21 protein-coding genes and 1 pseudogene are annotated in these 17,737 nt (G+C 70.8%); 13 read left to right on the forward strand and 9 right to left on the reverse strand.

From position 1 onward, the window contains the following. The first annotated feature begins 23 nt into the window (after nucleotides 1-23). From ACWCPN_RS24830 to ACWCPN_RS24860, 7 genes are all read left to right on the forward strand, one after another. Entirely contained in the window at nucleotides 24-521 is a 498-nt protein-coding gene (locus ACWCPN_RS24830; protein ID WP_451210032.1) for a hypothetical protein, read from the forward strand. A 65-nt stretch (nucleotides 522-586) separates the two neighbouring features. Further along, nucleotides 587-1,594 carry an AAA family ATPase gene (locus tag ACWCPN_RS24835; RefSeq protein ID WP_451210035.1) on the forward strand — a complete coding sequence of 336 codons (1,008 nt, stop codon included), beginning with the start codon at nucleotides 587-589 and terminating at the stop codon, nucleotides 1,592-1,594. Next, the gene (locus tag ACWCPN_RS24840; protein ID WP_451210038.1) at nucleotides 1,591-2,937 is read left to right on the forward strand and encodes a DUF58 domain-containing protein; all 1,347 of its coding nucleotides are present in this window, start codon (nucleotides 1,591-1,593) and stop codon (nucleotides 2,935-2,937) included. The genes ACWCPN_RS24835 and ACWCPN_RS24840 overlap by 4 nt, the downstream gene beginning before the upstream one ends. After that, nucleotides 2,934-3,578: a hypothetical protein gene (locus tag ACWCPN_RS24845; RefSeq protein WP_451210041.1), complete on the forward strand. Its 645-nt coding sequence runs from the start codon at nucleotides 2,934-2,936 to the stop codon at nucleotides 3,576-3,578. The genes ACWCPN_RS24840 and ACWCPN_RS24845 overlap by 4 nt, the downstream gene beginning before the upstream one ends. Before the next feature lie 271 nt (nucleotides 3,579-3,849). After that, a complete protein-coding gene (locus ACWCPN_RS24850; protein WP_451210044.1) occupies nucleotides 3,850-4,077 on the forward strand; it encodes a hypothetical protein in 228 nt (75 codons plus the stop codon). 296 nt (nucleotides 4,078-4,373) lie between these two features. Then, nucleotides 4,374-5,039: an ArsR/SmtB family transcription factor gene (locus tag ACWCPN_RS24855; RefSeq protein ID WP_451210047.1), complete on the forward strand. Its 666-nt coding sequence runs from the start codon at nucleotides 4,374-4,376 to the stop codon at nucleotides 5,037-5,039. Continuing rightward, nucleotides 5,036-6,379: an MFS transporter gene (locus ACWCPN_RS24860; RefSeq protein WP_451210050.1), complete on the forward strand. Its 1,344-nt coding sequence runs from the start codon at nucleotides 5,036-5,038 to the stop codon at nucleotides 6,377-6,379. The genes ACWCPN_RS24855 and ACWCPN_RS24860 overlap by 4 nt, the downstream gene beginning before the upstream one ends. Before the next feature lie 250 nt (nucleotides 6,380-6,629). On the opposite strand, the gene ACWCPN_RS24865 is transcribed toward ACWCPN_RS24860, so the two are convergent. Then, nucleotides 6,630-6,965, reverse strand: a complete 336-nt coding sequence (locus ACWCPN_RS24865; protein ID WP_451210053.1) for an STAS domain-containing protein — start codon at nucleotides 6,963-6,965, stop codon at nucleotides 6,630-6,632. Between the two features lie 350 nt (nucleotides 6,966-7,315). On the opposite strand from ACWCPN_RS24865, the gene ACWCPN_RS24870 reads away from it, so the two are divergent. Next, on the forward strand, nucleotides 7,316-7,594 hold the full coding sequence (locus ACWCPN_RS24870) for a GlsB/YeaQ/YmgE family stress response membrane protein (protein ID WP_365128505.1): 279 nt from the start codon (nucleotides 7,316-7,318) through the stop codon (nucleotides 7,592-7,594). A gap of 129 nt (nucleotides 7,595-7,723) precedes the next feature. Here the strand turns inward: ACWCPN_RS24870 and ACWCPN_RS24875 are convergent, their stop codons facing one another. Next, complete coding sequence (locus tag ACWCPN_RS24875) at nucleotides 7,724-8,662, reverse strand: L,D-transpeptidase (protein ID WP_451210531.1); 939 nt, start codon at nucleotides 8,660-8,662, stop codon at nucleotides 7,724-7,726. Nucleotides 8,663-9,028: 366 nt separating this feature from the next. Between ACWCPN_RS24875 and ACWCPN_RS24880 the strand changes: the two genes are divergently transcribed. The 3 genes from ACWCPN_RS24880 to ACWCPN_RS24890 all read left to right on the forward strand — a co-directional run bounded on the left by ACWCPN_RS24880 (nucleotide 9,029) and on the right by ACWCPN_RS24890 (nucleotide 10,880). After that, nucleotides 9,029-9,274 (forward strand): DUF5133 domain-containing protein, encoded by a 246-nt coding sequence (locus ACWCPN_RS24880; protein ID WP_451210057.1) that lies wholly within the window; start codon nucleotides 9,029-9,031, stop codon nucleotides 9,272-9,274. Between the two features lie 46 nt (nucleotides 9,275-9,320). Continuing rightward, nucleotides 9,321-9,713: a thiol-disulfide oxidoreductase DCC family protein gene (locus ACWCPN_RS24885; protein ID WP_451210060.1), complete on the forward strand. Its 393-nt coding sequence runs from the start codon at nucleotides 9,321-9,323 to the stop codon at nucleotides 9,711-9,713. A 126-nt stretch (nucleotides 9,714-9,839) separates the two neighbouring features. After that, nucleotides 9,840-10,880 (forward strand): vWA domain-containing protein, encoded by a 1,041-nt coding sequence (locus ACWCPN_RS24890; RefSeq protein ID WP_451210063.1) that lies wholly within the window; start codon nucleotides 9,840-9,842, stop codon nucleotides 10,878-10,880. Between the two features lie 53 nt (nucleotides 10,881-10,933). Here ACWCPN_RS24890 and ACWCPN_RS24895 read toward each other — a convergent pair whose 3' ends face one another. Beyond that, nucleotides 10,934-11,488 (reverse strand): GNAT family N-acetyltransferase, encoded by a 555-nt coding sequence (locus ACWCPN_RS24895; protein ID WP_451210066.1) that lies wholly within the window; start codon nucleotides 11,486-11,488, stop codon nucleotides 10,934-10,936. A 186-nt stretch (nucleotides 11,489-11,674) separates the two neighbouring features. Here ACWCPN_RS24895 and ACWCPN_RS24900 point away from each other — a divergent pair, with 186 nt between their 5' ends. Next, nucleotides 11,675-12,502 (forward strand): maleylpyruvate isomerase family mycothiol-dependent enzyme, encoded by an 828-nt coding sequence (locus ACWCPN_RS24900; protein ID WP_451210069.1) that lies wholly within the window; start codon nucleotides 11,675-11,677, stop codon nucleotides 12,500-12,502. A gap of 69 nt (nucleotides 12,503-12,571) precedes the next feature. Here the strand turns inward: ACWCPN_RS24900 and ACWCPN_RS24905 are convergent, their stop codons facing one another. From ACWCPN_RS24905 to denD, 5 genes are all read right to left on the reverse strand, one after another. Beyond that, nucleotides 12,572-12,955 (reverse strand): VOC family protein, encoded by a 384-nt coding sequence (locus ACWCPN_RS24905; RefSeq protein ID WP_451210072.1) that lies wholly within the window; start codon nucleotides 12,953-12,955, stop codon nucleotides 12,572-12,574. A 153-nt stretch (nucleotides 12,956-13,108) separates the two neighbouring features. After that, the gene (locus ACWCPN_RS24910) at nucleotides 13,109-13,630 is read right to left on the reverse strand and encodes a transglycosylase SLT domain-containing protein (protein ID WP_365128496.1); all 522 of its coding nucleotides are present in this window, start codon (nucleotides 13,628-13,630) and stop codon (nucleotides 13,109-13,111) included. Nucleotides 13,631-14,049: 419 nt separating this feature from the next. Further along, on the reverse strand, nucleotides 14,050-14,553 hold the full coding sequence (locus ACWCPN_RS24915; RefSeq protein ID WP_451210076.1) for a DUF1877 family protein: 504 nt from the start codon (nucleotides 14,551-14,553) through the stop codon (nucleotides 14,050-14,052). 116 nt (nucleotides 14,554-14,669) lie between these two features. Next, nucleotides 14,670-15,227: a DinB family protein gene (locus ACWCPN_RS24920; protein WP_451210079.1), complete on the reverse strand. Its 558-nt coding sequence runs from the start codon at nucleotides 15,225-15,227 to the stop codon at nucleotides 14,670-14,672. A gap of 92 nt (nucleotides 15,228-15,319) precedes the next feature. Continuing rightward, nucleotides 15,320-16,324 carry a D-erythronate dehydrogenase gene (gene denD / locus ACWCPN_RS24925; RefSeq protein WP_451210081.1) on the reverse strand — a complete coding sequence of 335 codons (1,005 nt, stop codon included), beginning with the start codon at nucleotides 16,322-16,324 and terminating at the stop codon, nucleotides 15,320-15,322. A 231-nt stretch (nucleotides 16,325-16,555) separates the two neighbouring features. On the opposite strand from denD, the pseudogene ACWCPN_RS24930 reads away from it, so the two are divergent. Then, nucleotides 16,556-16,652, forward strand: a pseudogene (locus tag ACWCPN_RS24930). Nucleotides 16,653-16,707: 55 nt separating this feature from the next. Here the strand turns inward: ACWCPN_RS24930 and ACWCPN_RS24935 are convergent. Beyond that, the gene (locus ACWCPN_RS24935; protein WP_451210084.1) at nucleotides 16,708-17,631 is read right to left on the reverse strand and encodes an NADP-dependent oxidoreductase; all 924 of its coding nucleotides are present in this window, start codon (nucleotides 17,629-17,631) and stop codon (nucleotides 16,708-16,710) included. Nucleotides 17,632-17,737 lie beyond the last annotated feature (106 nt).

A 17,737-nucleotide genomic window follows, 5' to 3' on the forward strand; every position in this document is an offset into this window, starting at 1 on the left:
GGATCCGGGCCATCGCCGATTCCGTGCTGTCGAAGCCCGGTTCGCCACGTCACTCGCTGGCTGTGCTGGGCACCGCCGCAGTCGCGGCCGAAGTACTGCTTGCCCTGGCCGACGGTGCCGCCGCGGCCGCCAGCGGACTCGCCCTCGTCACCGCAGTCGCGCTCGCCCTGGCTCGCCACGCCGCGGGTGCCGCCGCCCAGGACAGCGGCTACCGCAGGCAGGTGCGCTTGCTGGACAGCCGCGCCCCGGTACTCGGCGGGTGGCGGCGCATCGTGGCCAAGTCCCTGTCGACCGATGGCCAGGCACACCTCGATACCCTCCTGCGGCCCCAGTTGCAGCGGCTGTTCGCTGCCCGGCTGGCCGAACGGCACGGCGTGGCGTTGTACCGGAACCCGCAGCGGGCCCGGGCGCTGATCGGGGCTGAGCTGTGGCCGTGGGTCGATCCCGAGGCGACCACTCCGCGACCCACTCTCCCCGAAGCCGTCCTGCGCTCACTGCTCGACCGCCTGGAAGCCCTGTGACCGATGGCGCTGCGGCCGCCGTCCCCAGCCCGCGCATCCCGACCCCCGCCTTGTGAGGAACCGACGTGACCAGCGCGCAACCCATACCGGACGCAACCACCTTGACTCCCCGGCAGGCGGGCGAAAGGGCCGCGTCCGTGCTCGAAGAGATCGGCACGGCCGTGGTCGGCAAGGCGGAGCCGCTGGCGCTGGTGATGCTCGGCATCCTCGCCGGCGGCCACGTCCTCATCGAAGACCTGCCGGGACTCGGGAAGACGCTGCTGGCACGCTCCTTCGCCACCACGCTCGGCCTGGACTTCCACCGTGTCCAGTTCACCCCGGACCTGCTGCCCTCCGACGTCACCGGAGCTCCGTTCTACGACCAACGGACCGCCGACATGGTCTTCCGGCCCGGACCGGTCTTCACCCACCTGCTGCTCGCTGACGAGATCAACCGCACCCCGCCCAAGACCCAGGCCGCGCTGCTGGAGGCGATGGCCGAGTCCCAGGTGTCCGTCGACGGGAACACCAGGCCGCTGCCGAAGCCCTTCGTGGTCGTCGCCACCGCCAACCCCATCGAGTACGAAGGCACTTACTCGCTGCCCGAAGCCCAGCTCGATCGGTTCCTGCTGCGGGTTCGTATGGGCTATCCGGAGGCGTCGGAGGAGGTGGGCATGCTGCGCGCGCGTGTCGATCGGGCGGCGCCCGAGGCCGTGCTGCGCACGCTCAGCGGTCCCGGCGAGGTGCAGGCCATGCGGGCCGCCGTCGAAAGCGTCGAGGTGGACGACGACCTGCTGGAGTACGCCGTCGCGCTGGTCCGAGCCACCCGGAACCACCCGCATGTCCAGGTAGGGGCATCGCCGCGCGGCGGTCTGGCCCTGGTACAGCTCGCCCGCGCCCGTGCGGTCCTGGACCTGCGGGACTACGTGACCCCGGAGGACGTCAAGTCCGTGGCCGTGCCGGCCCTCGCACACCGCGTCACCCTCAAACCCGAGCTGTGGGTCCGGCAGATCGACGGCGACGACGTGATGCGCGAGATCGTGCAGTCCGTGCACGCCCCGCAGACCTTGCCGCGCACGCCGATCGCATCATGACGGAGCCCGTGCCGACCGACAGAGGGACCGCCGCCGTCCGACGGGCCCTGAACGGGGCCGACGACGTGACCGCGCAACCCTCACCACCGCCGCCACCCGGCTGGCGTGCAAGTGAACGCGCCCTCCGGCTGGGGACGTTGGCCGTCGTCGCGCTGACCGCCGCGCTGATCACCGGGCACGCCTGGGTACTCGCCCTGGCCGCCGCGCCCCTGGTTCTGCTCGCGCTGGCCCTGCCGAGCGGGCAGCGCCCGGCGGCGGTGACGGCCGAGGCCGAGGTGGAGCCGCGCAGATGCTTCGAAGGCGAGCAGGTGAAGGTGCGGATCACGGTGTCGTACGACGGTGAGGCCGGCCGTCTGGACCCCGGCGTCACCCTCGGTCACGGGGTCCGGCTCGACCACCTCGCGGTCGGCGCGCACCGCGTCGATCTCGTCCTGACCGCGCGGCGTTGGGGCCGCTGGACGCTCGGCACGGTGGACGTCGACATCTATGACGGCGGCGGACTGGCCCGGCGCACCGTCCGGGCGGAACTCGGTGAGGTCGCCGTCTTCCCGCTGCCCGAGCACGCCGGCCTCACGCCCATCCCGGTCCGGCTGCCGCAACGGCTCGGCGAGCACACCGCCAGGCAGCGCGGTGAGGGCGTCGAGGTCACCGGCGTGCACCCGTACGTGCGTGGCGAACGGCAGCGGCGGATCCACTGGCCGGCCACGACCCGCCGCGGCACCTTGCAGGTCCACCAGTTCGCCGCGGAGCGCGCCGCCGACACCGTGGTGCTGCTGGACGTGCTGTCCGACGTGGTCGACCCGGTCACCGGCACGTCCTCGCTCGACGAGACCTTCCGGGCCGCTGCCGGACTGGTCCGCGCCTACCTGCGCACCCACGACCGGGTCGGCGTGGTGTCGGTCGGTGGCGCGACCCGCTGGCTGCAACCGGGCAACGGACAGGGGTACTTCTACCGCGTCGTCGAGAGTGTGCTGGAGGTCCGCAAGGACCGTGGGTACCGCACGGAGGGCCTCAGCCTGCTCCCCCCGCCCGCGTTGCCCGAAGGAGCGCTGGTGTACGTCATCACGCCGCTGACCGACCAGCGGATCTTCGACATCCTGCACCAGGTGGGCGGACGGGCCAACCCGATGGTCGTGGTCGAGATCCCCAGTGGCGAGCCGGTCCTGGAACCTGGCGACACCGAAGGCGAACTCGCGCTGCGGCTGTGGCGGGCCGACCGCGACGCCATGCGCTTCGCCTTGGTGGAGCGCGGCGTCGCGGTCGTCGCACACCGGCCCGGCGAGACCCTCGACCTCGCCCTTGCGCCGCTGCTGCGCACCCGCATTCACGGGGGGACGCGATGACCACCATCCCCACCCGGACCGCGCGGTCGGGCTCGCGCCCGGCCGCGAGCCGAGCCGTCCTGGTCCTCGTACGTCTCACCTCCCGCATCACCGACCGCCTGCTCGGAACGGCCCTGGCCGTCGCCGCCTGCGACCCCCCGGCCGCCCTGCACGCAGCAGTGCCGGTCAAGATGCTGGTCCTGGGGGCTGCGACGGCCGCGTGGTGGGCCGCTCCGATGGTCGACGCGCGCCCGGTCCAGACCTCCACGCACTGGCGGACCCTCGTGGCCCGCCACAGGACCACCGTGCTGCCCGCCGCGGCGATCGCGGTCGCCTCGACCACCGGGCCCGCGCTCTGGCTGGCCGTCTGCATCGCCGCCCTGCTGCTCGCCTACCTGCTCGTCACCGACGCGTGGACGGCCGGCATCACCGCCCCGCCCGGCCGCCCGCAGGCGACACCCGCACTGGCGGCCGCCGCCGCAACCGCAGTGGTACTGCTGGCCGCACAGGCACCCATCGCGGGCACCTCATGGGCACGCCTGCCCGCCTCACTCGCCATCGCCGCGACCACGGTGTGCCTGCTACTGGCGCTGCGCACCCGTCGCAGCAGGACACGCAGCCGTGTCAGCGGCCGATCGCCCATGCGCCGGCGGTCAACTTGACCCGGTGGGCGACGATGCTCGACACCATGGCTCCATGATCGGTCAGGTACCTGACGAACGGGAGCGGGCCGACCGTGTGGGTGCAAGGCGCTGCCCGGCGCGACCTCGTTGCCGGTGGTCGGCGAGTGGAGCACGGACGCACCGCTCACGCGAAGCGTGCTCCCCTACTCCTGGGGGAAGATCCTCGTATATCACTGCAAGGCTTGACCGCTGTGCCCCACGAACTGGGGCCGGTGTAAGGCGTCGAGGTCAGAGCGAAGGAGCGCAAGCCATGAGGGGTCGGGTGTCTCGGCACGAGATCGTGGGCCGTCTGGAGGCTCTCGAGACCCGTCAACGTCAGCCGACTCCGCCTCCGCTGGCCGGGCAGACCGCCATCGACGTCGGCACGATCGGGCATCACGCCTACGAGGGCCCCGGCGCCTGCCGGGCCGACCTGTTCGGCACGCCCTGCGGGGCACACCGGGACGAGCACCAGGTGATACCCGGCGACAGTAAGTGAGCTGCCCGTCCCGGGGAGCCTGGGACGCGGTTCGAGTCGCATTCGACGCGGTTGGTGAGTACTCCCCCGCCGCGGACGTCAGCGAGCTTCGCGTTTCGGCGGCTTCCTGACATCTCGGCCCATCTCGGCATCGCGATGCGGTGAGCACCACTTCTGCGACATCCACGTGAATTACACAGTTCTGCACAAGAGTTGCGAGGTCAGAGGACGCTCGACACCCCCGCCCAGCAGAACCCCGAAGAGTTCTTCGCGAAGGAGTCTTTGCGAAGAACTCTTCGGGGTCTAGAGTGCGCGACATGACGGACACAGGTATGGGGCCGGATGGCCCGGAGATCGAGGCGGACTCGATCGTTCTCGACGCCAAGGGCCTGCGCGCCCTGGCGCACCCGGTGCGGGTACAACTGGTCGGGCTGTTGCGGAAGCACGGCCCGTCGACCGCCACCCGCCTCGCGGAGCGGCTCGGCGTGAACTCCGGCACGGCCAGTTACCACCTGCGCCAGCTCGGCGCGGCCGGTTTCGTCGAGGAAGACACGGAACGCGGCAACGCGCGAGAGCGCTGGTGGCGCTCGTTGCACCAGATGACGGAGCTCAACGACCCGGAACTGGCCGAGCGGGAGCCCGAGGCGGCACTGGCCTACCTGCAATCCGTGGCCGCCACCTACACCTTGCGCGCGCAGCGAGCAGTCAACGAGCTGCAGACGATGCCCCGCGCGTGGCGGGGCACCTTCGAGATGAGCGACTGGGCCCTGCGGCTCACGCCTGAGGAGACCGCTGCCCTGCGCCTGGAGTTGCGGGCCGTCGTCGCCCGCTACCGGAGAGACACCCCGGAGTCCGCGGTCACGGCGCCGGAGGGAGCCGAGCGGGTCACCGTCATCGCGCATCTGCTGCCTGAACCGGACACGTCCGCCGCGTCGGCGGCCCCTGCCGGTCCTCGGAAGGCGACCGGAACGGAGCCGTCATGACGGAGGGCACCCCCGGCGGCGGCATACCCCGTGAACGGTCGTTACGCCCGCTGAGCGGGGTCCTGGCGGCCATGGCCGTGTCCCTGACGGGGACTCGGGTCTCCGCCGTCGCGTTGCCCTGGTTCGTGCTCGTCACGACCGGCAGCGCCACACAAACCGGACTGGTCGCCTTCTGCGAGATGACCCCCTACGTCGCGGTCAAGGCGTTCACCGGGCCGCTGGTGGACCGGATCGGCCCGCGGGCCGTTTCCTGGACCACTGATCTGGCCAGCGCAACCGCCGCCGCGGCAGTCCCCTCGCTCCACGCCTTGGACCTGCTGTCCTTTCCACTGCTGCTGGCCCTGGTCGCGCTGATCGGCGCTGTGCGCGGCCCCGGCGACCTGGCCAAGGAGGTCATGGTCCCGGAGGCGGCCGAGCGCGGCGGCGTCCCGCTGGAGCGGGCCACCGGTCTGTCCGGTGTGATCGAGCGGCTCGCATCCACCATGGGCCCGGCGGCCGGCGGGGCCCTCGTGGCGTTGCTCGGCCCGCTGACAGGACTTGTCGTCAACGCGGTCTGCTTCGCTCTCGGATCAGTGATCATCGGAGTGGCGCTGCCTCATGGGATGGGGCATGCGGTCGACGAATCCGGTTCCCGGGCCGACCAGGACGGGGAGACCGGAGGGGGTTACTGGCGCCGATTCGGCGAGGGCTTCACCTTCCTGCGTGGCGAACCGTTGCTGCTGAGCGTCATCGTGATGGTCGGGATCACCAACCTGCTGGACGCGGGCTTCAGCACGGTGCTCATGCCCGTCTGGGCGAAGGAGTCCGGCAACGGTCCGGCTGCGATCGGCCTGACGGGCAGCGTGATGGGGGCCGCGGCGGTCGCGGGGAGTCTGATCGCCGCGTTGGCCGCGCACCGGCTGCGGCGCCGGGTGGTGTTCTTCACCGGGTTCCTGCTGGCCGGGGCGCCGAGATTCCTGATCCTCGCCTCCGGTGCGCCCATGGGAGCGGTACTGGCGGTGTTCGCCGTCAGTGGTTTCGGGGCCGGATTCCTGAACCCGGTGCTGGGTGCCGTCCTCCTTGAACGGGTGCCGCGCCGGATGCTGGGCCGAGTCAGCGCACTGGGTGACTCTCTGGCCTGGGCCGGTATCCCCCTCGGCGGACTGATCACCGGGACCGCGGTGGCCTCCCTCGGACTCGCGCCCGTGCTGCTGGCCGGCGGGGCCGCGTACTTCCTCACGACGAACCTGACAGGGCTGCGGCCGGAATGGCGCGAGATGGATCGCGCGGGTGGGCGAGACGCCCAGGACCGGCCATCCGAGGAATCCGTTCATCCGGGCAGTGCGAATCTCACGACGTGACGATCACGGGAGAGAGGGCGAGCACCCGGCTGCCCTCCCCCTCCCACCTGTCCGATTCCAGGCCCCTGACATCCACACGACACTGCGTCACCTCGGGCGGGAGCCGGAAGCGGCCGTCGAGTAGGACCGCAGCGCCTGTCTCGGCGCAGGCCGCCGGCGACCCCGGCCGGGACGCCGTGACCACCGGACCCTCCCGCCGCCACAACGCGGCCCGGGAGCGGGTGACTTGACCACGACGCCCGGCCCGGCCTCACGACCCGAGCGTGGTACCGGGCCCGGCGCGTACGTGGCGTCGGGCGTCGGTGCCGGTGAGTTCCAGGACGCGGCGCGGCTGGTCCTGGAGGCCGGACAGTTCCAGTGTTCCGCCTTCCGCCTCGGTGTCCTGGAGCAGGCTCTGCAGCAGGCCCAGGCCGCTGGCGTCCATGAACGACACACCGGCCAGGTCCAGACAGAGGACGCGGTCACGGATGCTCATGGTGTCGGTGACCCGGGTGATCCTCGGGCAGGTGTCGAAGTCCAGTTCGCCCGCCACAGTGATCATGGTGCGGTTGCGTTGATTGCTGACGTGTACGTCGAAGGACGGCATGGTCGATCCACCGTTCGGGATCAAAGCCCATCACGGTCGGCTCCCACTGCCGGAAGTAGGCCGTCAAGCGCGCGGTTCGGACCGCTCACAGCCGAGCGAGACCACCCGCACCATCCATCGGCCACTCGGTTTCGGTCGCCGTACGGCGGCGCGGGGTCTCCCACCAGACCAGGCTGGCTGTCCTGGAAGGGTGTCACATCCACGCCCGCTTCGGGAGACACCCCGTCACGCCTCTGTTCCGGGCAGGCCGGAACCACGACGAGCTCATGCACATCGAGGACGTTTGTTCGGACGCATACGGAACACACGATGAACTAACAAGTTCTTTATGCGACGAAGCGGAGACGTACATGGGCATCATCGCTTGGATCATCATCGGCCTGCTCGCCGGCGCCATCGCCAAGGCACTGATGCCGGGCAAGGACCCCGGGGGCATCATCGTCACCATGCTCATCGGCATCGTCGGCGGTCTGCTGGGCGGCTGGCTCGGCAAGGTCATCTTCGGGGTCGACTCCATCGACGGATTCTTCGACCTCTCGACCTGGATCGCGGCGGTCGTCGGCTCCCTCATCCTGCTCGTGCTGTACCGCCTCGTCACCGGCAACCGGCGCTCGCACCGACACGCGTGACACCGCTCGGCCGGACACAGCGAATCGGCTCCCTCCCAGGACGGGAGGGAGCCGATCGCCGTTCGGTGCCATTGGCGCGGGCGGTGGAGCGTTGCTCTCGACGGCGGACACCGCTTCGCCCGCGGTGCCTCACAGGGTCGCGGTCGTCCCCTCACCGGACGCGCTGCCCGTGAGCCACTGGTCCCAGCCCAGGTTGAAGTCGGCGTAGCCGTTGTCCGCCGGGGCCTTGGCACGGGACGAGCCGGTGATGGTGACCGGGTCGCCCTGCTTGACCTGGCCGTAGAACCACTTGGCGTCCGACATCGACAGGTGGACGCAGCCGTGCGAGCCGCGCGCGCTGCCGCTGCCCGGGTTGGGGTCACCGGTCGAATAGTGCACGTACGTGCCCGACTGGGTGAGGTGGACGTCCCACGGCAGCGTCAGGTCGTAGTAGTTGGCACTTCCCTTGTCACAGCTGATGCCGACGCTGCAGGAGGTCATGTGGACCTTCTCCTGCTTGTCGATGACGGCCATCGTGCCGTTCCACGTCGGGTACTGGGGACTGCCCGCGTTGATCGACAGGGTGCGCACCAGTTTGTCGTTCCTGGTCACCTTCATGGTGTGACCGGTCACCGACACATCCGCGCGTACATCGTCGCCGACCGTGAAGCTGTGCGTGTAGCCGTGCACGCCGTAGCGGCCGTTGCCGTTGCTGACGCCCTGCATGTCGGCATCGATCTTCACCTTCGTGCCGGACGGCCAGTACGTCTTCGGTCGCCAGTCGGCACGCTTGTCGCCGAACCAGTGCCAGGCGCCGGCCACCGGCTGCGAGGCACTCACCTTCATGTGCTTCTCCACCGTGGCCCGCGCCTTCTGAGCCACCGGGTTCGTGAAGACCACCGAGATCGGCATGGCCACGCCGACCGTGGACCCCGTCTGCGGAGTGATCGTCTCCAGCAGCATCGGCGGCCCCTTGGGCTTCGTCGGTGACGGAGAGGCGCTCGCGCTCTGCTTGCCGGGCGCCTTCGCGTCGTCCCCGCCGGCCTTGTCACTGCCGTTTCCGCCACAGGCGCTCACGCCCATCAGCATCGCACCCGTCACGACCGCGATCCCTATGCCGCCCTTGCCCCGTCCCACGACCTGCCCCACTCTCTCGTCATTCGGCCCTGACAGGCCCAACGCCCTGTCAGACAGTGCGGGCGCGGGCCACAGTTGCGTGTATCGCGTAAAGCGTGTTCCAAAACTCGCGGGCCAACGACCGCTGGACACGGGGTGAGTTCAGGGTGTCGTCGACAGGGCGTGCCGGAAGTAGTGCATACGGTGACCCTTCGGGGGCAGACGACCCCCCGAGGGCAAGGAACCGCTTGCCCTCGAACGTGGCGCCGCCGGGTGAGTGTGCGCACACGGCTGGTACGGGCACCGGGTGACGGTCCGTTTTCGAGAGAGGTTGTCGCTGTGCTGTTGCCTGCGGAGAAGGAACTGCGTGCCGTGCTGGCCCGCTTCGCCGACGCGCGCTTCCGCCATGACCTGCAGCCCACCGGCCACTCGAGCCGAGAGCTGGAGGACACTTCCGGCACGCTGTGCGTCCTCACCGGCACCGAGTCGGTGGACGAGGCCCTCGTCGCCGCCGACGCCCTCCTGGAGCAGTTGCGGGCCGACCGCCGCGCGATCAGGAAGAGGGCCCAGTCGCTGGCCGCCTGACCTGCACGTCCGCCGGACGGCACCGCGAGCGCGCATCATGGAGGTCATGCGAACGCGACCGGTGCTGGTGTACGACCGTGACTGCGGCTTCTGCACGGCCTGCGTGAACCTCGCACAGAGGTGGATCGGACCGCGGTGCGACATCGCGGCCCGGCAGCGGGCCGACCTGGACGCACTGGGCGTGACCCAGGAGCGGGCCGCATACGAGGTTCTGTGGATCACCCCCGACGGAACGGTGTACGGCGGCGCACAGGCGGTCGCCGAACTGCTGTCGAGCGCGCGCGGCGGCTGGGCCGTCGTGGGTGCCGTTCTGCGAACGGCACCGGCACGCTGGATCGCCCACGGCGTCTACCGCGCCGTCGCCCGCAACCGCCACCGGCTGCCCGGCAGCACGCCGGCCTGTTCCCTCCCCACCGGCCGGCGGCCGGGTGAGAGCTGAGCGGTAACGAGGCGGCGAGAGATTCCCTGGCCGACTGGTCCGTTTATCCCGATCCGGGCGTCAAGTCCGATTGTCAGTGGCGGGTGAGACGGTAGGGGCATCAAGTCGGAACGAGGGGGAGCCGCCATGTCCGGAAACCAGAACTACATCAACCACGTCGCGCTTGTGCTGGATGCCAGTTCGTCCATGTCGCACCTGAGCCGCAAGGTCGTCGACGTCGCCGATCAGCAGATCGCCTACCTCGCCCGCCGCTCCAGGGAACTGGACCAGGAGACCCGCGTCACGGTGTACGTCTTCGCGGACAAGGTGGAGTGCGTCATCTACGACAAGGACGTGCTCCGGATGCCGTCGCTGAAGCAGCTCTACCGGGTCGGGGGGATGACGGCTCTGCTGGCGGCCGCCCTGAAGTCACAGCGGGAGCTGGCGCAGACGGCCCAACTGTACGGCGACCACAGCTTCCTGACGTTCGTTCTCACCGACGGGCAGGAGAACGCGAGCCATCGCTGCCCGGACGCCTTCTCCAGGGATCCGCGTGAACTGGTCCAGGCCGTGGCCGAGATGATGCGGACGCAGCAGGACAACTGGACGCTCGCCGTCCTCGTGCCCGACCAGATGGGCAAGCGCGAGGCCATGCAGTGCGGTTTCCCGAAGGACAACATAGCCATCTGGGACGCCACGAGCACACAGGGCCTCGAGGAGGCCGGACAGGTCATCCAGCAGGCCACCGAGAACTTCATGGTGGGGCGCTCCCAGGGCATCCGGGGATCGCGGTCGGTGTTCTCCACGGGTGCGCAGACGGTCAACAGGAAGACGATCAAGGCGGCCGGCCTCACCCCGGTGAAGCCGTCTGAGTACCAGCTGATCCCGGTCGCCCGCGAAGCGGGGATCCGGGAGTGGGTCCTCGAGTGCGGGCACGGCTACCGCACCGGTGGCGCCTTCTACCAGCTCAGCAAGTCGGAGAAGATCCAGGCGCAGAAGCAGATCGCCGTACTGGAGAAGAAGACGGACCGGGTGTACACCGGGCCCGAGGCCCGAGCCCTGCTCGGCCTGCCGGACGTCGAGATCCGCGTCAAGCCGGACCACAACGACGACTACACGATCTTCGTGCAGAGCACCAGCGTGAACCGCAAGCTCGTACCGAACACGCGCCTGCTGCTGATGCTCTGAGTCCGTCCGGCTCAGGTGACGGCAGCCCCGGCCCGGCCGCTTTGCGAGCCTCGTCAGACCGCGGGCCGGTCCGTGGAGTCCGGCTTCCAGTCCTGGGCGAGGAGTCCGAGCAGCACCTGGTCCAGGAACTCGCCCATCACCCAGGCCGAGGAACGCAGCACCCCCTCGCGGACGAAGCCGTTGCGTTCGGCGGAGCGCAGCATCGCCGTGTTGTCCGACAACGTCTCGATCTGCAGCTGCTGCAGACCGCGCACGACGATGCCGTAGTGGGACAACACGGCGACCACGTCGGTGCCGTAGCCCTTGCCGCGGCAGGCCGGCAGCAGCCCCAGGCCGATGTGCGCGGACCGGTTGTGATTGTCGATGCCCCACAGTGTCGCGGTGCCGACCAGCGTGCCGCCCTCCAGCTCCACCACGGAGAACTGCACGCTGCCCTGCTGCGTGTCGTCCACCACGAGCCGCGGGTCCTTCGAGCCGGGAGTGATCGGCCGCCAGGGCCCGCCTTCCGCCCTCGATGCGTTCACCACGTCGTCGTAGAGCTCGGCCCGCAGGACCGGGATGTCGTCCTCGTGCCGGGCCCTGAGCCCGACCTTGTCGCCCCTCAGCATGCGATCTTCTTATCCGCCCGGGCCGGTCGGCGGCAAACCCATGGACGATCGTCCCGGTTATGCGGCCGGGACCGCCGCCCACCAGGACCGGGGCAGGGGAGGGGAGGGGACTTGTCGTGGGTCGGCGGGTCTGGTTGGGTACCAGCTCCGCCCACATGCCGGCGGGTGTCGAGTGGAGCGAGCTACGTGCACGGTACGGAACGGCAGGACGGGTCGTGGACCTTGCCCGAGGGACTGCGGCAGGCGATCTTGGGCACCGCCGAGGAGATAGCCGCGCTGGTGCGGAGCGCGGGCGACACCGCGCTCGCCGTGCCCGGGTCGGAGTGGACCGTGGGCGAGGTCGCCGCGCATCTTGCCGTGGCGAACGAGCTGATGGCCGACCTGGCGGCCGGGCGGGAGCGCCCCTACGGTGACGGAACGCCGCAGAGCCTCGCCGCCGCCAACGCGGAGTCCCTCACCGTCTTCGCGGAGCGCCGGGCGGAGCCGCTCGCTGCGATGATCACGGAGCAGTGCGAGAGGTTCCTGGACGCGCTGCCGCGCTCCGCGGCCGACGACCAGGCGCCGGCCACTCCCCTGGGCCCGATGAGCCGGTCCGTTCTCGCGTCCTACCTGCTCACGCACATGCTCGGCCATGGATACGACCTGGCTCGCGCCCTGAAGCGTCCGCACATGGTCGACCCGTCCCGGGTGAGCCTGTGCATGCCGTTCATGCTCTCGGTCATGCCGCGGGTCGCCGATCCCGATGCCACGGCCGGGCTCGAGGCCCGCTACCGGATCCGGCTGCGTGGGGGTGAGACGTTCTGCGTGTCACTGGCCGACGGTGCGGTGCGGGTGACCCCGGGCACGTCGTCGCAGAAGGTGGACTGCACCATCCTGCTCGACCCCGTCGCCTTCCTGCTCATCGCACTCGGCCGGGTCGGTCCGTGGCGGGCCATCGCCCGCGGGCAGGTCCTCGCCTGGGGCCGTCGGCCCTGGCTCGGACCCCGTTTCCCCACGCTGTTCACGGCGCCCTGAGCCGCGTCCCGAGGATCTGGACCCGGACGCCGGTGCGGGGCACGCGGCGCGGCGCCGGATCTCACGGAGTCAGAGGGGCTGGATCCGCTTGCGCAGGAGGCAGAATTCGTTGCCCTCCGGGTCGGCGAGTACGTGCCAGCTCTCGGCGCCGGTCTGACCGACGGCGGCCGGCTCGGCGCCGAGCGCGAGCAAGCGCTCCAGCTCGGCGTCCTGGTCGCGGTCGGTCGCGCTCACGTCGATGTGCAGTGGCAGCTTGCCGGTCCGCGGGTCTTGGCTGGGGCTGAGGACGAGGGTGGGCTGTGGGCCTCCGAAGCCTGCGTCGGGCGGCCCGATCTCGATGCTTCCGTCGTCTTCCCGGCCCAGTTCCACGTAGCCGAGCACCTCGCTCCAGAACGCGGCGAGCCGCTCGGGATCCGCGGCGTCGAGGACCAGCTCACTGATGCGGCATGCCATGCGCGCCAGTGTAGGGGGACCGTCTGGCCGCGGCGCCGGAATCCGTTCCGGCGTCCGCGACGGAAGTCGCGCCCGGCCGGAGGACTCGGCGGCACCGCCGGGCGATGGTCGACTTCACACCCGTTGCCGGGCGACTGGGCCCGTCAGCGGTGCTCAGTACGCGGAGTCGACGTTGTCGATGGAACCGTAGCGGTCAGCGGCGTAGTTGGCGGCAGCCGTGATGTTCGCGACCGGGTCGGTGATGTTATTGGGGGTGCCCTCGACGTGGTAGGCCTTGAAGGTGGGCTCGATCACCTGGAGCAGGCCCTTGGACGGGATGCCGTTCTGCGCGTTGACGTCCCAGTTGTTCTGGGCGTTGGGGTTGCCGCTGGACTCGCGCATGATGTTGCGGTGCAGGCCCTCGTAGCTGCCCGGGATGCCCTTCTCCTTCATGATGGCCAGCGACTTCTTGATCCAGCCGTCGAGGTTCCCGGCGCTGCCCGTGGAGCCCTTGGCGTCGGCGTGGCTGTCGCGCGAGGACGCGGAGACGCTGTGGGCGCTCTTCGGTGCCTCGGCGGCCTGCGCGGAGGCCGGCATCAGCGTGAGGGCCACGGTCGCGGCGCCGGTCGTGGCGATGCCGGTCAGAGCGAGAGTGCGCAGGCGGGCAAGGCGGCGGTTGGCGGTGATCGCGGTCATGTGAAAGGAACTCCTGGGGGACGTCTGGTAGGCGCCGGCCGGGTGCCGGTCACGATGCGGGCTTCGGAACCAGGGCCCGTGCTGCGCTGCGCAGCGGGGCGTGCCCGGTGGTGATCGCCCGGTCGCCCCGTGGCGTCCGGGGCAACGACCAACATGTTTAGCGGCTCGCCGAAACCGCGCAAGAGTGTGACCTACTACCCAAGAGCGTAGACATGTCGCATATCGGACTTCCCGCCGCCCAAGGCACCCGCCCGCCCCGGACCGCTTCTACGAACCCGCTTAGGACGTGACATGGCTCCTATGGGCCGCATCACCCCTTTTCGCGCGAATCGGCGGTTCGAACCGGCCCGGTGCGAGCCATGCCGACGCCCCCTCGCACTCACAGAGGAGCGGGTCCAGGCATCGGGAAAGGGGAGGATTCAGTACCAGAACGCCTTGACGATTGCCTCGCCGGCCGTCGCGGCGCGCTGGTAGAAGGCGCTCAGGGCCGCGTGGTGCCGGGCGTACATCCCCCTCACGTCCGCCTCCGCCCAGCCGGGACCGAACGAGGCGTGCAGCCCGGGGCCGGCCGTGCCCCAGAGCACGTCGAAGGGGACGTCACGGAGGAAGGCCGCCGCCCGGCGCACCGCCTGCGGGGACAGACGGACGAAGGGCGGTTGCCCGTCGGCGGGATCGCTGATCACGTCCCCGCCGAAGACGGGCAGCTCCCATACCCCGTTCCGTCCCTCAGTCAGCTCACGGCCCGCCTCGCACAGGTCGTTCACCGCGCTGAAGTCCTTCTCGATGGACTCCGCGACTCCGGCCCGGTGCTCGGCCTGATGGACGTCCCAGTCCCAGGCGGCGCCCATGAACGCGTGCAGCCAGGCGTACTCGAGCCGGACCTCGGAGTCCGGAACGGCGCGCAGATGCATGTGGAAGCTCACAGCACCCCTCCCCACCTGCGGCCCGGCGTGCCCGGGCCGTCAGCTGCGGAGGGTATCCCGAGGCTCTGACCGCACCCTGTGCGTCGTCGCCGGGTCAACGCGTCACCGCCACCGGGTCACTGGCCGACTCGTCCGTCGACGCACTCGCGCAGCAGGTCGGCGTGTCCGCAGTGACGGGCGTACTCGTCGATCCTGTGCACCAGCAGCTCCCGGACGGCGATCCCGTCCCTGCCTACGCGTTCGCCCAGATCCGCGTACCCGGCGAGCGCCGCGTCGGTCGCGGTCTGTTCGCGTTCCAGGTCGGCGTGGGCCGCGTCGACCAGGCCCTGCTCGGCGACGGCTCCGAGGAAGTCCGCGTCCCTCTCGCCGTACAGTTTCGGCAGCGGTTCGCCGTCGCCGAGCCAGTTGCGCCAGTCCCTTTCCACCTCGGCGAGGTGGCGGAGCAGGCCGAGCAGCGACATCGTCGACGGCGGGACCGACCTGCGGGCCAGTTGTTCCGCGTCCAGCCCCTCGCACTTCATCCGCAGGGTCATACGGTAGTTCGTCAGGAAATCCTGCAGGGTGGCGAGTTCGCCGTCCGGACTGTTGCCGTTGTCCCGGGGGTCGTCGTCCGGGTCGGTCCACATGTCGGGGTAGACGGTTGCCTGGGTCCATCGTGCGGGTTGATCACTCATGCGTTGCATGGTGCTGACCGGCGGCCCCGGTCCGCCACTGAGTTTCGGATGCGTTCCGAGGGCAGTCGCCGACGTTTGCGGACACTTTTCGGTCAGGGGGTGCCGGTGCGGTCGGCCAGGTGGTCCCGCACGAGGGAGGTGAAGTCGGGGTCGGGTTCCAGACCCAGCGCCGCGGCGCGCCGGTTGTCGAACACGGCGGGCCAGGAACCCACCATGGCCTCGACGGCCGGGTCCGGCTCGATCGTCACCAGGTCGGCGACGGCGTCACCGGCCAACTGCCGCAGTGTGGCGAGCATCTGGGCCACCGACACCGTGAGCGCGGGGAGGTTGACCGGCAGCGGGCCGTGGAGCCGGCCGGGCCCCGCGCCGCGTTCGGCCTCGGCGATGCGGAGGAGCCCCGCGACGGCGCGGCGTGGCGAGGACAGGGCCGCCCGCAGTTCGGGGTTCACCGGGCAGGTCGCGGGAAGTCCGGCGAGGGGTTCGCGGATGATGCCGGACAGGAAGCCGGAGGCGGCCGCGTTGGGTCTGCCCGGCCTGATCGCGACGGTCGGCAGACGCGCGACGCGGCCGTCGAGGAAGCCGTGGCGGGTGCAGTCCGCGATCAGGTGCTCGCAGACGAGTTTCTGCGTCCCGTAACTCGACCGCGGCGTGGGCAGGGTCGACTCGCTGACCACCGCGGGCAGGGGCGTCTCCGGATGGGAGCCGTAGACGGCGACACTGCTGGAGAACACCACGCGCACGCTCGGGCCGCCCGCGGCCGACTGGGCACGGGCGGCGTCGAGCAGGGCGCGGGTGGTGTCCACGTTGGCGCGCATGCCCAGATCGACGTCGGCCTCGCACTCGGCGGACACCGCGGCGGCGAGATGGAACAGCACGTCGACCGGCTCGGCGAACACCTCACCGAGCCGGTCGGTCAGCTCGCCGTGCACGACGTCCACGAGCGGGTCGGATCCCAGTAGGGAGTCGGGCGGTGGCACGACGCGGTCGGCGAGCACCAGCCGTGTGATCGGAACGCCCGCGAGCGTCCGGGTCCGAAGCAGCTCGCCGGCCAGCCGGCTTCCCAGGAATCCGTAGGCGCCCGTGACAACGACCCTCATGTGGTCCCTCCCTCGGCGGTGAGCCCGGCCGGTCGAGACTCTTCACAGGGTCTCGCCGGGCCAAACCTCCCACTGGGAAGGATGCGGGGCAGGGGGACGCCCGGGCACGGCCGGTGAGGTCGGGCGTGCTTGCCGGACGTGTCCGCGTCAGGGGCGGATCAGCGGCCCGTCAGGGGGTCCTGCCAGTCTTGTTCACGTGAACGGGCCGGGAGCGCACCGGGCCGGGAACGAGGAGAGGTGCCCGGAGTGGTTGATCGGGGACCGCGAGCACGCTCATGGTCGGGCCCCGCGCGGGTCCACGCAGGTTCGAATCCTGCCCTCTCCGCCACAGGGCCCCACCCCGGCCGACCCGGCAGACGCCCCGGCGAACGGGACGCCGGGCATCAGACCACCGACAGGACGATCTTGCCCGCGGTCCGGCCGCGCTCGCCGGTCTCGTGGGCCTTCGCGGCATCCGCCAGCGGCAGGACCGCCTCCACCACGGGCTTGAGAGCGCCCCGCTCCGCCAGGGCGGCGATCTCGCGCAGACCCAGGTGGTCGGGCTCCACCAGCATCCAGACCGCCCGGACCCCGTCCCGGGTCGCGGGTACGTCGTCGGGGCCGGGCAGAGTGATCAGCCGGCCGCCCGGCCGGAGCACCTTCACCGAGCGCTCGGCCGTCTCGCCGCCCAGCCCGTCGAGCACCACGTCGACGTCGCTCACGACGTCCTCGAACCGCACCGCGCGGTAGTCGATCACCTCGTCCGCGCCCAGCGAACGGACCAGGTCGTGCTTGGCGGCACCGGCGGTGCCGATGACGTAGGCACCACGAGCCTTGGCGATCTGCACCGCGAAATGGCCGACGCCGCCGCCCGCCGCGTGCACCAGCACCCGCTCGCCCGGGCGCACATCGGCCGTGTCCACCAGGGCCTGCCAGGCGGTCAGCGCGGCGAGCGGCAGGGCGGCCGCCTCCACGTGTGAGAGGCTCGCCGGCTTGGGGGCGAAGTGCCGGGCCGGTGCCACCACGTATTCGGCATAGGCCCCCGCCTGGCGCGGGAACAGCGGCATTCCGAAGACCTCGTCCCCGGGACGCCACATCCCCACGCCCGGTCCGACGGCCTCGACGGTGCCGGACACGTCCCAGCCGACCGCGGGAACGGTCCCCCACTCGATGAGGGCTCCGCCGGCGCGGGTCTTCCAGTCCACCGGGTTCACTCCGGCCGCGTGCACCCGCACCAGGACCTCGTTCAGTCCCGGCTCGGGACGCTCGACCTCACGCTCGACCAGGTTCTCGGGTCCGCCCCACTGCTCCACGACCACCGCACGCATGCTGACTGCCTCGTCTTCCGTATCGAATCCGCACGTCACCGGGACCTCCCCGGCGCGACGCAGTCCACGATCCGGCAGCCGGGCCCGCCGCGGTGTTGGCCGTCCG

Source organism: Streptomyces sp. NPDC002386 (assembly GCF_053593175.1).

What these genes read in the sequence shown, in the direction of transcription:
- ACWCPN_RS24935 (WP_451210084.1), bottom strand. Translation starts at nt 17,631, where the DNA reads ATGCGTGCGGTGGTCGTGGAGCAGTGGGGCGGACCCGAGAACCTGGTC.
- ACWCPN_RS24845 (WP_451210041.1), top strand. Translation starts at nt 2,934, where the DNA reads ATGACCACCATCCCCACCCGGACCGCGCGGTCGGGCTCGCGCCCGGCC.
- ACWCPN_RS24885 (WP_451210060.1), top strand. Translation starts at nt 9,321, where the DNA reads ATGCGAACGCGACCGGTGCTGGTGTACGACCGTGACTGCGGCTTCTGC.
- ACWCPN_RS24875 (WP_451210531.1), bottom strand. Translation starts at nt 8,662, where the DNA reads ATGCTGATGGGCGTGAGCGCCTGTGGCGGAAACGGCAGTGACAAGGCC.
- ACWCPN_RS24920 (WP_451210079.1), bottom strand. Translation starts at nt 15,227, where the DNA reads ATGAGTGATCAACCCGCACGATGGACCCAGGCAACCGTCTACCCCGAC.
- ACWCPN_RS24890 (WP_451210063.1), top strand. Translation starts at nt 9,840, where the DNA reads ATGTCCGGAAACCAGAACTACATCAACCACGTCGCGCTTGTGCTGGAT.
- ACWCPN_RS24870 (WP_365128505.1), top strand. Translation starts at nt 7,316, where the DNA reads ATGGGCATCATCGCTTGGATCATCATCGGCCTGCTCGCCGGCGCCATC.
- denD (WP_451210081.1), bottom strand. Translation starts at nt 16,324, where the DNA reads ATGAGGGTCGTTGTCACGGGCGCCTACGGATTCCTGGGAAGCCGGCTG.
- ACWCPN_RS24855 (WP_451210047.1), top strand. Translation starts at nt 4,374, where the DNA reads ATGACGGACACAGGTATGGGGCCGGATGGCCCGGAGATCGAGGCGGAC.
- ACWCPN_RS24895 (WP_451210066.1), bottom strand. Translation starts at nt 11,488, where the DNA reads ATGCTGAGGGGCGACAAGGTCGGGCTCAGGGCCCGGCACGAGGACGAC.
- ACWCPN_RS24840 (WP_451210038.1), top strand. Translation starts at nt 1,591, where the DNA reads ATGACGGAGCCCGTGCCGACCGACAGAGGGACCGCCGCCGTCCGACGG.
- ACWCPN_RS24860 (WP_451210050.1), top strand. Translation starts at nt 5,036, where the DNA reads ATGACGGAGGGCACCCCCGGCGGCGGCATACCCCGTGAACGGTCGTTA.
- ACWCPN_RS24910 (WP_365128496.1), bottom strand. Translation starts at nt 13,630, where the DNA reads ATGACCGCGATCACCGCCAACCGCCGCCTTGCCCGCCTGCGCACTCTC.
- ACWCPN_RS24905 (WP_451210072.1), bottom strand. Translation starts at nt 12,955, where the DNA reads ATGGCATGCCGCATCAGTGAGCTGGTCCTCGACGCCGCGGATCCCGAG.
- ACWCPN_RS24865 (WP_451210053.1), bottom strand. Translation starts at nt 6,965, where the DNA reads ATGCCGTCCTTCGACGTACACGTCAGCAATCAACGCAACCGCACCATG.
- ACWCPN_RS24850 (WP_451210044.1), top strand. Translation starts at nt 3,850, where the DNA reads ATGAGGGGTCGGGTGTCTCGGCACGAGATCGTGGGCCGTCTGGAGGCT.